Source organism: Wolbachia endosymbiont (group A) of Sturmia bella (assembly GCF_964030905.1).
Classification (GTDB): domain Bacteria; phylum Pseudomonadota; class Alphaproteobacteria; order Rickettsiales; family Anaplasmataceae; genus Wolbachia; species Wolbachia pipientis.
In genome coordinates this window covers 109,075-121,656 of record NZ_OZ034988.1, presented here as the reverse complement: position 1 = coordinate 121,656, position 12,582 = coordinate 109,075, and the positions used below count along the sequence as shown (strand labels likewise).

At 34.7% G+C, this 12,582-nt stretch carries 12 protein-coding genes and 1 pseudogene; 5 read left to right on the top strand and 8 right to left on the bottom strand.

Annotated elements, in window-relative coordinates:
- Nucleotides 1-44 precede the first annotated feature (44 nt).
- Both mraY and ACQH3L_RS00630 read left to right on the top strand, forming a co-directional pair.
- A complete protein-coding gene (mraY, locus tag ACQH3L_RS00635; RefSeq protein WP_425384841.1) occupies nt 45-1,025 on the top strand; it encodes a phospho-N-acetylmuramoyl-pentapeptide-transferase in 981 nt (326 codons plus the stop codon).
- A 6-nt stretch (nt 1,026-1,031) separates the two neighbouring features.
- Nucleotides 1,032-1,628 carry a ribonuclease HII gene (locus ACQH3L_RS00630; protein WP_425384840.1) on the top strand — a complete coding sequence of 199 codons (597 nt, stop codon included), beginning with the start codon at nt 1,032-1,034 and terminating at the stop codon, nt 1,626-1,628.
- A 3-nt stretch (nt 1,629-1,631) separates the two neighbouring features.
- Here ACQH3L_RS00630 and virB9 read toward each other — a convergent pair whose 3' ends face one another.
- The 3 genes from virB9 to ACQH3L_RS00615 form a co-directional block, all read right to left on the bottom strand.
- Entirely contained in the window at nt 1,632-2,414 is a 783-nt protein-coding gene (gene virB9 / locus ACQH3L_RS00625) for a P-type conjugative transfer protein VirB9 (RefSeq protein WP_010082330.1), read from the bottom strand.
- 185 nt (nt 2,415-2,599) lie between these two features.
- A complete protein-coding gene (locus ACQH3L_RS00620; RefSeq protein ID WP_010082331.1) occupies nt 2,600-3,055 on the bottom strand; it encodes an outer membrane lipid asymmetry maintenance protein MlaD in 456 nt (151 codons plus the stop codon).
- A gap of 2 nt (nt 3,056-3,057) precedes the next feature.
- Nucleotides 3,058-3,372, bottom strand: coding sequence for an NADH-ubiquinone oxidoreductase subunit NDUFA12 family protein (locus tag ACQH3L_RS00615; RefSeq protein WP_007548590.1), 315 nt, complete (start codon nt 3,370-3,372; stop codon nt 3,058-3,060).
- Between the two features lie 64 nt (nt 3,373-3,436).
- Between ACQH3L_RS00615 and ACQH3L_RS00610 the strand changes: the two genes are divergently transcribed.
- The 3 genes from ACQH3L_RS00610 to purF are packed head-to-tail and all read left to right on the top strand — an operon-like array spanning nt 3,437 to nt 7,471.
- Nucleotides 3,437-4,903, top strand: a complete 1,467-nt coding sequence (locus ACQH3L_RS00610) for a proton-conducting transporter membrane subunit (RefSeq protein WP_425384839.1) — start codon at nt 3,437-3,439, stop codon at nt 4,901-4,903.
- A 53-nt stretch (nt 4,904-4,956) separates the two neighbouring features.
- The gene (gene rodA, locus ACQH3L_RS00605) at nt 4,957-6,060 is read left to right on the top strand and encodes a rod shape-determining protein RodA (RefSeq protein WP_425384838.1); all 1,104 of its coding nucleotides are present in this window, start codon (nt 4,957-4,959) and stop codon (nt 6,058-6,060) included.
- Nucleotides 6,061-6,085: 25 nt separating this feature from the next.
- Nucleotides 6,086-7,471: an amidophosphoribosyltransferase gene (gene purF / locus ACQH3L_RS00600; protein ID WP_425384837.1), complete on the top strand. Its 1,386-nt coding sequence runs from the start codon at nt 6,086-6,088 to the stop codon at nt 7,469-7,471.
- Here the strand turns inward: purF and ACQH3L_RS00595 are convergent.
- The 5 genes and pseudogenes from ACQH3L_RS00595 to ACQH3L_RS00575 form a co-directional block, all read right to left on the bottom strand.
- Nucleotides 7,453-7,992, bottom strand: coding sequence for a DNA-3-methyladenine glycosylase (locus ACQH3L_RS00595; protein WP_038199418.1), 540 nt, complete (start codon nt 7,990-7,992; stop codon nt 7,453-7,455). The genes purF and ACQH3L_RS00595 overlap by 19 nt on opposite strands.
- A 60-nt stretch (nt 7,993-8,052) precedes the next feature.
- On the bottom strand, nt 8,053-8,970 hold the full coding sequence (locus ACQH3L_RS00590) for a hypothetical protein (RefSeq protein ID WP_253303502.1): 918 nt from the start codon (nt 8,968-8,970) through the stop codon (nt 8,053-8,055).
- Between the two features lie 77 nt (nt 8,971-9,047).
- Nucleotides 9,048-10,028, bottom strand: coding sequence for a Holliday junction branch migration DNA helicase RuvB (gene ruvB / locus ACQH3L_RS00585; RefSeq protein WP_010963048.1), 981 nt, complete (start codon nt 10,026-10,028; stop codon nt 9,048-9,050).
- On the bottom strand, nt 10,025-10,597 hold the full coding sequence (gene ruvA, locus ACQH3L_RS00580; protein ID WP_010082382.1) for a Holliday junction branch migration protein RuvA: 573 nt from the start codon (nt 10,595-10,597) through the stop codon (nt 10,025-10,027). The genes ruvB and ruvA overlap by 4 nt, the downstream gene beginning before the upstream one ends.
- A 727-nt stretch (nt 10,598-11,324) precedes the next feature.
- Nucleotides 11,325-12,257 (bottom strand): annotated as a pseudogene (locus ACQH3L_RS00575) (IS5 family transposase).
- Between the last annotated feature and the right edge of the window lie 325 nt (nt 12,258-12,582).

The window sequence follows — 12,582 nt, the reverse complement described above, 5'->3', positions numbered from 1 at the left end:
ATTAGCTATAGGTGGTATGACACTTAGTCAATTTAAGTAAGCAGATGATCTTAGCTACAAAAGTATTTTTTACCTCATTTGTTTTTGGGTTTATTCTTTTTCCCTATTTTATAAAGCTTCTAAAAAAAATAAGCAAAGATGGGCAACCAATTAGATCATGTGGACCAGAAAGTCATTTAATAACAAAAAAGAATGTACCACCTATGGGCGGAATAATAATACTGATTTCTTCTTTATTACCAATTTTACTCTGGGCTCAGTTAACACCAGAAATTTTGCTGCTGATATTGATAACTCTATTTTTTGCTCTACTTGGATTTATTGATGATTATTTAAAATTGAAGACAAATCACTATCGAGGTTTAAGTGCAAAAACCAAAATACTTATTCAGTTTATTGTTGCTCTGGTTGGTGTGTTTATACTTAAGCTATACTCTGCTGAATGTTTTACAAAAACGTCCCTATTTAAAGGAGTAATAATAGATTTTGGCTATCTATATGTTCCGTTTGCTGCGTTTGTAATTGTCGGCTCTTCTAATGCTGTGAATCTCACAGATGGTTTGGATGGCCTTGCTGCAACTCAAGTTATCACTTCCTTTGCTTTTTTGGGGCTAATTGCATATATAACTCAGGCAGATATGAATATTACTTTATTCTGCATTGCATTTATAGGAGCTATTCTAAGTTTCTTGTGGTTTAACACACATCCAGCAAAAATATTTATGGGTGATGTTGGTAGCTTGTCGGTAGGTGCGGCTTTAGGGTTAACTAGTGTCCTAATTAAAAGAGAAATGCTTCTTGCCATTATTGGAATAATCTTTGTAATAGAGACTCTATCTGTTATTATTCAGATATCATATTTTAAATATACAAAGTTTAAATATGGAGAAGGAAAAAGAGTTTTTCTTATGGCACCAATACATCATCACTTTGAGAAGAAGAGATGGTCAGAAAATGTAATCGTTATGAAATTTTGGATAATTTCTATTATCTGTTCAGTTTTTACTATAACTTTCTTATTATAAAAACCTATGAAATACCCAGACTTTACATTAGAAAATAAATTATCAGGAGTGATAGCAGGAGTGGATGAAGTTGGAAGAGGTCCGCTAGCTGGTCCAGTAATATCCGCAGCCGTAGTGTTTATTGATAGAAATACAATTATTGATGGAATCAACGACTCGAAAAAGTTGACTCCTCAATGTAGGCAAGTCCTATATGAAAAAATAACATCCGTTGCAAAATTTGGTATAGGAATGGCAAGCGTAGAAGAAATAAATTCATACAATATCTTGCAAGCAACAAAGCTTTCAATGAAACGTGCGTTGATAGAATTGGACCTAGAATTAGATTATGTACTAGTTGATGGTAATCAACCACCTGAAGTGAAATGGCAAGTGAAATCCATAGTAAATGGTGATAATTTGAGTACATCAATTGCAGCAGCTTCAATCGTTGCAAAAGTTACGAGAGATCGGCTTATGCAAGAATTGCATAATAAGTATCCTGAATATAATTGGTATAAAAATAAAGGATATGGGACAAAAGAGCACCTTAACGCTATTGGCCTTTATGGAATTACAGAACATCATAGAAAAAATTTTGCACCCATATCTCGGGCATTATAGCCTTTACCCTTTTTTGAAAGGTATGGTTTCATTAAATAGGCAAACTGTACTCGATCCATTCCTTAAGGTAAACACTGAACTTACCCTTTCGATTATCAGGTAGTTATCAACTGTACGGAAATTTACTAAAGACTCATATCCTGCAGAATCAACCATAAAAACTGCCGGAAAATCAGAGTTTATTTTATTGAATTGTAGATATGTAAATTTTCCGTCATCAAAAACCTTAATTGGTATTATTGACTGACTACCTTTGACGTGCGAGATGGAATAATTAAAATTTAATCCCTTCTTTACAACTTCAATATCATTGATATCAGGAATAATGGTATGACTAGCTTGTTCGAAGATATCACCGTTATTTGTTGTGTAAATCTCATCACTGCTAAATAGTGGATAAAGAAACCTTACTTCATATGCTAATCTTGGATCATCTAGTCCAGTTGCTTCTTCAGCATGAAGTTCAAAGTAATAAACTCTTTTATTGGTAATTATAGTTGCATTAGTATCGGCAATATCATCTATAGGCTTAATAAACAATCTATTACCTTGAGGAAGGAGTTGCCAACCAGTTGAATCACCCATTGAAAGGTTTTGTATTACCTCCCCTGGTTCAAACAATATACTGGACTGATAACCATAAAAACCCGTATACTTATGTATAGCTTGTGGGTTATAATTTATCACCTTTATGTGATTATCTCCAGCTATTGAACGTGGCTCCTGTTTTGCAAGTGCATCACTACCACAGAGGAACAACAGTACGGCAAACAGTAAACCAATCATAATATCAAAATAAATTAATTTTCATTTTATCATTGATAGACATGCACTGCAACTATTAAGGCACTTTCTATACTATAAACCCCAAAGCAAGCGGTAGAAAAGGCAAGAAATAAGGCAAACTCCTTAAATACTTTAGAACTACAGGAGGCTTTACCTGAACGGATATACTTGGAATCCTGCCATTTTCACTTTGTAAACATACCAAGAATTCTGTCCATTATTCCGCCCATATTTGCTTCAGCTTGAGTATACTCTATTTTACCACCATGCAAGATTAGTTTAATATCTGATCCAGGTGATATATTAACAAATTTACTGCCAACAACTCCACTGCTAGTGATCAGAGCTGAACTATCAATTGGCAATTTTATGTCTTTGCTTATACACATATCGATTCGTGCTACGTAGGTAGCTTTGTCAAGTGATACACCAGTTATGCTTCCAACATCTACACCAGAGATCTTGACACTATCACCAACTCCTATACCGTTAGCGTTAGCAAAAAGACCATATATTTTATTGCAATCCTTATAGTTTTTCTTTATGTAAGATAGCTTATCAATAGCAAAGAAAATCAGAAAAATAGTGAAAATTAATACAAATAATCCAGCGGTTATTTCAAGTATATTTGACCTTCGCATCTTTAGTTATCAGGACTCCAGCTTTTATAGTAATTTTTCACTTTTTGGTTTGGATAGTATGCATCTTTTGTACCCGTTAAATTAGGAGTATGTTTTACTTTTCTTTTTTTATTATTAACTGGTACTACATTATCAGTATAGTGAAGCCATATATGCCATTCCGGAGGCACTGTTGTAGGCTCAGAGACACTGCTATACATAACCCACCTTTTTCCTTTACTTGATTCATAGTAAGAATTTCCATTTTCATCTCTTCCTACAAATTTATCTTCTCTTCGTAATAGGCGTTTTATTGCGTTACAAATTTTAGATAACATAAGGGTATTAAAACAAAAAGTATTATATATACTAATACTTTAACGATATATTAACAACAATTTAATGCAATTACCAATCTTACAAGTTATTATACCAATAATTGCATCAATGTTTTGCTTTCTTGCCAAGAAACACAAGGTATCTTGGTTTATTTCTTTTATTGCAACAACAATCACTCTTATCATTTCATCAATACTACTCATTAAAACATATAAAGGTGAAATTATAACTTATCACCTTGGAAATTGGGTTCCTCCGTATGGAATAGAGTTAAGAATCGACGTGTTAAACTCCTTGATTCTAACTTTGGTGAATTTTATAGCGCTGATTAGCGTGCTTTATAGCTTTTATATTAACGAAAAAGAAATTAGCAAAAACAAAATCACTGGTTTTTACTCTCTATTTCTACTGTGCTTAAGCGGACTGCTCGGGATTCTAGTAACAAACGACATATTTAACCTTTACGTTTTCTTGGAAATTTCATCTCTTTCTTCTTATGTATTAGTTTCAATGGGAAGGGATAAAAAAGCCTTGGTTGCAGCATTTGAATATCTAATTAGTGGAACAATAGGCGCAACATTTTATTTATTTGGCATCGGGCTCTTGTATTCAATGACTGGAACGCTCAATATGTCTGACATGGCTGAAAGAATAGTTCCATTACACGATAACAACATCATAAAACTTGGCACGTTGTTCATTTTTATTGGTCTCTCAATCAAAATGGCACTGTTTCCATTAAGCAGGTGGCTGGTTAATGCATATAGTGAGGCGCCAAGTTTCATTAGCATATTCTTTTCAGGCACAGTGACAAAAGTGATGATATATGTTTTCATCAGAATCTTTTATACTGTTTTTCATCAAAATTTCTTCTTATTTAAACCATCACTAAGCAACGTGATAATTATCCTCGCACTTTGCGCTGTTATATTTGGGTCGATATTTGCAATAACCGCAAAAGACATAAAAAGACTGCTTGCTCACTCTAGTATTAGCCAAATTGGTTATATAATTTTAGCACTGAGTTTTAACTCAAAAACAGGTGTATTTGCAGCAATTCTTCACATAGTAAACCACAGCATAATAAAAACATCTTTATTTATGGCTGCAGGATGTATTTCTTACAAATTTGATACAACAAAAATAGAGAATTTATCGGGACTCAAGAAATCAATGCCTTATACAGCACTTGCGTTCACTCTACTCAGTTTAGCATTAATCGGTGTGCCTTTAACAAATGGCTTTGTAAGCAAGTGGTATATAATGAAAGCAATTATCGAATCTCATGCGTGGATTTCCCTTGTAACATTTGCTGCTGGCTCTTTCCTTGCATTGATATATATGTGGAAGATGGTAGAGAAAATGTATTTTGAAAATGATGCAACGTCACGCACTGGAATGACACCGGACAAAATTAATGATGTGCCATTTCCTATGCTTTTCTGTCTATTGTTTATGGCAGTTTTAACAGTAGTAACTGGAATATATAGCACTCCAATTCGGTTAGTAGTTGAGAAGTTGGTTTTTTGATTTTTATCTTTGTTTCATATTTTACTATACTTTAAGGTTATAAGGTCTTTATTGTGGATAGACTGAAGAAGATTCATTGGTTGTTAGTCATTAACGTGATAGCGCTGTTTTGCGTTGGCATTGTTGTTCAATACTCTTCTGCTGGAGGAAAGTGGGTGCCATTTGCGATTCACCAACTGGTCATATTCTCCTTCTTTTTCCTACTTGCTATAGCTATGTCATTCATAGAGCTAGATTTTTATTTGAAGCACGCCTACTTTTTTTATGTAGCAGCAGTGATTTCGCTATTAGTAGTGAATTTTTTTGGCTCACACATAATGGGTGCAACAAGGTGGATAAGAATTGGATCAATTAGTTTGCAACCATCAGAATTTGCAAAAGTAGGCTTAATACTTGCGCTTGCTCGCTATTTTGATAAGCAGAGTGTATATAAAATGATGGAATTTAAAAGATTGCTTAAGGCACTTATAATTGTTTTCTTACCCGTGTTCTTGGTGTTAAAGCAACCTAATTTAGGCACAGCTGTGATAATGTTATTTATAGGGATATCAATTATATTCACAGCAATAATAAAAAGATCTCATTCGGTAATATGTGGAACGCTTGGCATTTTTGCAGTACCGGCTATTTGGCCTTTTTTACGTCCTTATCACAAGCAAAGGATATTGTCGTTTTTGGATTCATCAGTGGATCCACTTGGAATAGGTTATAATGCGCAGCAATCTCAGATAGCTATTGGTTCAGGAGGTTTGCTTGGTAAGGGCTTTGTTAACGGAAGTCAAACTCAACTTGGATTTTTGCCGGAGAAACGTACAGATTTTGCTTTTGCAGTGCTGAGTGAGGAATGGGGATTTTTAGGTAGCATGGCTTTAATTTTGCTTTATACCTCATTACTTGGCATAATTTTCTTTATCGCTTATAGGTCGAAAAATTATTTTTCTAAGTCGATATCTATCGGCATTTTCGCCTTTTTTAGTGCTCATTTCTTTATAAACATCGGAATGACAATGGGCCTCTTACCTGTGATAGGCGACCCATTGCCATTTCTGTCCTATGGAGGAAGTACAACTGCTGCAAGCTTAATATGCATAGGATTATTGCTGGCAATAAAAGCAGATGAACAACAAAATGCTTGTATTTTACCTATGCTAAAGTAAAATTAAATTTTACTTAATAGTTTTTATGCTAGATGAAATGCGTGAGGAATGTGGGTTATTTGGCATAAGTTGCAACCAAAGTGCTGCTTTTAACTCTATACTTGCTCTCCACGCTTTGCAGCATAGAGGTCAAGAGTCTTTTGGCGTAGTAACCAGTAACAACGATAAGCTGCACTCTTATCACTTTCAAGGTCAAGTGAGCAGCGTATTTGATGATATAGATGAAATAAAGAAATCCTTACCTGGAGATTGTGCAATAGGTCATGTTCGATACTCAACAAGTGGTAATAAGTTTGGAGTGCAGCCCATGTTTAGCAAAAGTGGCAAATTTGGGGATTTCGCCATAGCACATAATGGTAATTTAATTAATATTTCTCCGATACGCGAACAATTGATTAAACAAGAGTGCGTTTTTCAGTCAGATATTGATACAGAAGTAGTAGTGCATCTGACAGCAAGCGGTGAAAAAGATAGCTTTTTAGAGAGTTTTATATATGCATTAAAGCAAATACAAGGTGCTTATTCTTTTGTTGCAATCAATCAAGAAGTAGTTATTGGAGTACGTGATTCATCTGGAATCAGGCCTCTTGTTTTAGGAAAGTTAAACGGTTCTTACGTTCTTGCATCTGAAACTTGTGCTCTTGATATAATAAATGCAGAGTTTGTTAGAGAAATAGAACCAGGCGAATTAGTTACCATCAGTTCGGGTAGTAAGCTAGCCTCAATGTTTCCTTTCCCACAGCAAAAATCAAGTTTTTGTATTTTTGAATACGTTTATTTTTCAAGACCAGACAGCATAATGGAGAATAGGTCTATATACGATACAAGAAAAGAAATAGGAAGAATACTTGCAGAAGAGAGCCCACCAAAAAACAATGTAGATATGGTTGTACCAATACCTGATTCTGGAATACCTGCAGCTATTGGATATGCAAAGCATTCAGGATTACCTATGGAACTGGGAATAATTCGTAATCATTACATAGGAAGAACTTTTATACAACCAACCGCTGAAGTACGTAAAGTTAGAATAAAATTAAAATTCAATGCTAATAAGCACACTTTGAAAGGTAAAAACATAATTTTAATAGATGATAGTATAGTGCGTGGTAGTACGTTAACAAATATAATAGTTATGCTAAAGGATGCAGGAGTAAAAGAGATTCACCTCAAAATTTCAAGCCCACCAATTAAGCATTCTTGTTTTTATGGAATAGATACGCCAGAGTGCAAAGATTTAATTGCTGCAAATAAATCTGTGGAGGAAATTAAGGAAGTTATAGGAGTAGATAGCCTAGCCTTCTTGAGTATTGATGGATTATATCAGGCTGTTAAAGGAGAAGTGCGTAACAATGCTACACCACAATATTGTGATGCTTGTTTCACTGGTGATTATCCAATTGGCAAATAGTCTACGCAAGATCTTAAGTTTTTAAACCGCCAAAATTTCTCTTGGCCTTTACTAATTCCGATTCTCGGAGTGCACACATAATCTGGTTTGAGGTGAGATTCATAAACACAAAATTCGTGGCTTATAGTAAGGTCCTGTTTGTTATGTTCTTTTGTAATATTTAATCTTTTACACAATATTCCTGGCCCACCTAAATTTGCCTCAAGCGGTTCAATGAGCTTTAATCCCCGTATTAACACTGCTGCTGGGAACCCTTCTGCTTCTGTTACAATATTTAAACAGTAATACATTCCATATATAAAGTACACATATGAAAACCCCGGCATACCAAACATTACTGAGGTTCGGTTAGTATAACCCTTAGCTGCATGACAAGCTGGGTCACTCATTCCTATATAGGCTTCAACTTCGGTTATTATTCCACTAAAGTTAGAAAATTTCAGCATCTTTCCTAGTAACTCCCCGGCTACAACCAAAGTTGGCCGCTCGTAGAAATTTCTTGGTAGTATTGTGTTGCTCATCATAAAAGTATAAGTTACTTGCAGATGCAAGCAACTTATACTGAATTTTCACTACTTTACCTATTTTGAAGCAGCAGGAGCTTGATGCTTTTGTGATGCGCCGCTCAAGTCTTCTACATTTGTTGAATGCTGCTCCAAAAATTTTACTTCTTCAGAGCTTTGTTGTAATTGTGTTTGTGGCAATTGTGATGCTAACACTTCATGTAAAGGCTTTGCTTCATATTGCCTTCCTACTTTTACTTCTTTATGTGCAGCTAATTGCTCCATAGTAACACCATTACCCTCAATAAGTTCTACGGAGCCATTATCATGAATATTAATTTTAATATTACATTCTTTTCCTTGAGCATTCCACTTTAAAGTCATTTGATATGACCCATTAGCTACTTCATAAATTCTTGTTCCATGTTCATCAACCCGGCAACGTAGCCCCCTTGCTTTACTTTGAGGTAGCAATAATGTAATTGCTTTCACGCCATATTGTTTACACAAATCGTTATTTAGAATGTCACTCATGCTTATTTCTTTTGTATTACTACCTATCGCAATTCTTACGGCAGGCTCAATAATATTATCTTCATTTTTGCTTTCTTTAAGTTTTATAAATTCTATATCATTATTTTCTATATTTTTAGATATCTCTTCTTTAATTTGTTCAGCAATTTTGCCTATAATGTTCTTACCACCATATTTATTCTCATCCCGAGCAGTATATGTACATATACCATTACTATCCTTATGAATATAAGGTTTTGGTTTCTTTTTATTAGTGGTATTAGTAGAAGTGTTGTTCTGCATTATAAAGAACTCATTCCATTCTTCTGCATTATTAAGAGTGACATATTTAGGTACGTTCTCATCTAGTGTTGATTTAGGTACATTTTTAGTATCCGAAATCGAATTATTATCAGAAGGACTGATATTTAGATTAGAAGAAGTTTCAATTAAAGATACAGTTTCAGTGCTATTAGTTAACATATATGCCTCCATTATTTTTAATATATAAATGTTGGCATATAGATACCACGCCAATTAGTCAATATAAATTATGATGTTTAATGTTGAAAGCTCAAATACTCCTTTGCTTGATCGGTTAGAACGCGCCCTCTTGGTGTGCGCTTTACAAAACTAATTTTGATTAAATAAGGTTCTACTGTTTCTTCAATATTGCCAACATCTTCGGATAGCGCAATAGATATGGTGTCAATTCCAACAGGGCCTGAAGTGTTGAATAAAAATCTTAGATAATTCATATCAAGTTTATTGAGTCCCATTTTATCTACACCCAATTTTAGTAATACAGAATCAGCGACTTCATAAGTAATTTTTTTATCATCTTTCACTTCAACAAAATCCCTTATTCTTCTGAGTAACCTCAAAGCAATTCTTGGAGTGCCGCGCGCACGGCAGGCAATTTCCCGTGCTGCATCCTCTTCAATTTCAGCAGAAAGAACTCTTGCGCCTCTTTTTATAATATTAACCAGCTCCTCAAAGGAATAAAACTCAAGATGCAAAGGAATGCCAAAACGATCTCTGAGTGGCGCAGAAAGTAATCCAAGCCGTGTTGTTGCTCCAATTAGCGTAAATGGTGGTAGATCTATCCTTAAAGTGCGAGTAGATGGACCTTCACCTACTAATATGTCCAGGCAAAAATCTTCCATAGCAGTATATAAAACTTCTTCGATGCTGCGATTTAATCTATGAATTTCGTCGATAAATAGAACATCTTTTGCATTTAAAGTGGTAAGCACTGCGGCCAAATCTCCAGCTTTACTAAGTAAAGGACCAGAAGTTGCTCGAAAGCTAACTCTTAATTCTTTAGAAACAATTTGTGCTAAAGTTGTTTTGCCAAGCCCTGGAGGACCATATAATAAAACGTGATCTAAAGCTTCAGTTCTCGTCTGTGCAGCGTTTATAAACACTTTTAAATTTTGTATTAAGTCTTTTTGCCCGACAAAATCATCAAGTTGTTCAGGCCTGATGTTGATATTGCGCACATCTTCAGTATATTCTTTACCGCACGATATTGATTTCATAGTATTGAAAGCTCCTTAAGCGCCATGCGAATAATATCCTTAGTGTCCAGATTTGGCCTGTATTTTTTTATCGTATCATAAGCTTTCATTTTTTCATACCCAAGATTGATCAATGCTGAAAGGGCATCTTCATTAATTGGATGAAAATTATTGTTATTTATTTCTAGTTTACTCACTTTGCCACTCAATTCAGTGATGATTCGATTTATGAGTTTCAGGCCAAGTCCGCTCATCTTGAGTGCTACTTTATCTTCATTCATAATTGCCAAAAATAGCTGTTCTGGAGTTAATTTGCCCAAAATTGACATTGCAGTTTTATAGCTAACGCCGCTTACTTTGACAAGCAACCTCAAGCACTGCTGTTCTTCTTTGCTTATAAAACCATATAGCTGAGCGACATTTTCTCTGTTATTTGCATAGGTTTCGATAAGTAATTTAACTCTACTTCCGATGGAACATGCATTTAAAGTTTTGGCTGAAAGATACACCATATAGCCAACATCATTCACATTCAGGATTATGTGATCACTGCGCACTTCATCAACTATTCCGCTTAGATTTCCTATCATTTTTAACACTATATAGAGTTCAGTTTAAATACTCCTGGATCTTAGGTCAAGCAAACGAACATTATAACAGGGAAACGTGGCTAAAAAACCACTTGACAAACTCCGCCAGCCCCCTTATCATAAACACTGAAGCTATTTATTTATCTTCGCAATCTCTGCAGTGGATTAATGACAAAAAACTTAATGTATTTGGCGTAAATCATGCTTAATTTTTTGCACTATGTGCACCTTATTTCTTTATAAAATTTCTAGGCTTTTACCTAATATAAGCTGAAATGCGCTATTTAAAACATTAAAAAACGCCAACTTAAAAAATGGATAGTGAATAATTAGCTACCCTAGGGTTTCTTTTGCCTTTTTTTCTGTTTAGTAAATTTCTTAATGTTTATAATTTAGATTAGTTGCAGCTTAAAAGCAGCTGAGTCGTGGTTATTAAGCGTTTAGAATAAAAAAACGCCATACTTGAAAGTATAATGTAAGTAATTAGCCAACCACGGGGCTTCTTTTGCCTTTTTTTTATTTGGTAAATTTCTTAATGTTTGTAGCTAAACGACAACCGTCATCCCGCTGCTTGTTAGCGGGATCTATGTTAAGGTATGACGGTTAAGTAAGGGATCTATGTTAAGAGATACCGCGAATGAATCGCGGTATGACGTAGGACTGCTGTCATCCCAGTGCGTGGGCTTTGTTGCATCGCTCTTCGGATAGTAGGTAACGCACAATAAATTTATGAAGCTATCTCAAATTTAGCCATACCAATATCAGTGAACTTATTGAGCAAATAGCATTTAACAAGTAGTTCCTTCTCTCTATTTGTCTCAGATTTATTCCTAAAACTAAACCCGAATGTTTGTTTCAGTTGCGAGAAAAAACTTTCTATATAAGATCTTTTTCCATAACTCATCTCTTTTTTCCACTTCTTTATACCATCTTCATCATATGACTTTATGAGCTTGACTGCAGAATTTCTCTCAGCCATATAGTCTAACTTTGGATGCTCTGCTGCGTTGTTTTTCGGAGGAATTTTCGTTTTTATACCATATTGATTACACAGCTTATAGAGCTTTTCTCTGTCATATGCCCTATCTGCATATAGTACTTTTATGACATACTGAAAATCGACTTCTTTTAGCAAATCACAAGCTCCATAGTGATCAGCCGTTACTGTATTTTACAGCTATGGCTTTTTTGCTGTTTGTATTCAACATTACATGCAATTTTCTTGTCTGTTCATAGCTGCGATACTTTCTATCTTCGCTATTTTCTTTGCTATGACCAGGAGTGTTGTTGTATATACTAATTCCTGTACTGTCTATAGCAATTTCGATATCTTCCATATTATTTTCTGCAATCATTTATCTTAATATTAAGTTTCTTTTGATGATTGTGAATAGCTGATAACTTGCAAATTTTTCCCAATTTGCTCAAGGTATCCTGCTATAAACCCAACTGTTTGCCTCAGGCCTATTCTAAATAAACAAGTTATTATGTGCACCAAAATTACAACTTTATCGCTATAAATATTGTTGCCACCTGGTATTTTTGGACCATTCTCGTACCACTTTTCTATGGCTTCGTTGATATAATGAAAAATATTTCCTCTTTTTTCTAGAAATTTGTTATATTCGCTATGGTTACTGACCCTCATTTTTTGTGGCATATTTTTTCTTTCAAGGTTAAATGGCTATTTTATAATGAATTTTGTCAGTAGCCACCAGATTTTTTCAGTTGCTATGCAACAAAGCCATCCCAGTGTCGGCTACTTGGATGACAAGAAGAGGGTACTTGGATAAGAGGCATTGCCCTCCTGGTAGGCCCAAATTGCAATGTCCGTACAGTTATGGATTCATTCGCGGTATAGATTCCGCTAATGAGTAGCGGAATGACGAATTTGTTGTTTTTCAAATTGTAGGTAAACCTAAGCCACTTTAGCTATATATAATAGAATTTCGCTTTCTACTATCTTTCCAGTTGTTTTATACATA

What these genes read in the sequence shown, in the direction of transcription:
- mraY (WP_425384841.1), top strand. Translation starts at nt 45, where the DNA reads ATGATCTTAGCTACAAAAGTATTTTTTACCTCATTTGTTTTTGGGTTT.
- ACQH3L_RS00630 (WP_425384840.1), top strand. Translation starts at nt 1,032, where the DNA reads ATGAAATACCCAGACTTTACATTAGAAAATAAATTATCAGGAGTGATA.
- virB9 (WP_010082330.1), bottom strand. Translation starts at nt 2,414, where the DNA reads ATGATTGGTTTACTGTTTGCCGTACTGTTGTTCCTCTGTGGTAGTGAT.
- ACQH3L_RS00620 (WP_010082331.1), bottom strand. Translation starts at nt 3,055, where the DNA reads ATGCGAAGGTCAAATATACTTGAAATAACCGCTGGATTATTTGTATTA.
- ACQH3L_RS00615 (WP_007548590.1), bottom strand. Translation starts at nt 3,372, where the DNA reads ATGTTATCTAAAATTTGTAACGCAATAAAACGCCTATTACGAAGAGAA.
- ACQH3L_RS00610 (WP_425384839.1), top strand. Translation starts at nt 3,437, where the DNA reads ATGCAATTACCAATCTTACAAGTTATTATACCAATAATTGCATCAATG.
- purF (WP_425384837.1), top strand. Translation starts at nt 6,086, where the DNA reads ATGCTAGATGAAATGCGTGAGGAATGTGGGTTATTTGGCATAAGTTGC.
- ACQH3L_RS00595 (WP_038199418.1), bottom strand. Translation starts at nt 7,992, where the DNA reads ATGAGCAACACAATACTACCAAGAAATTTCTACGAGCGGCCAACTTTG.
- ACQH3L_RS00590 (WP_253303502.1), bottom strand. Translation starts at nt 8,970, where the DNA reads ATGTTAACTAATAGCACTGAAACTGTATCTTTAATTGAAACTTCTTCT.
- ruvB (WP_010963048.1), bottom strand. Translation starts at nt 10,028, where the DNA reads ATGAAATCAATATCGTGCGGTAAAGAATATACTGAAGATGTGCGCAAT.
- ruvA (WP_010082382.1), bottom strand. Translation starts at nt 10,597, where the DNA reads ATGATAGGAAATCTAAGCGGAATAGTTGATGAAGTGCGCAGTGATCAC.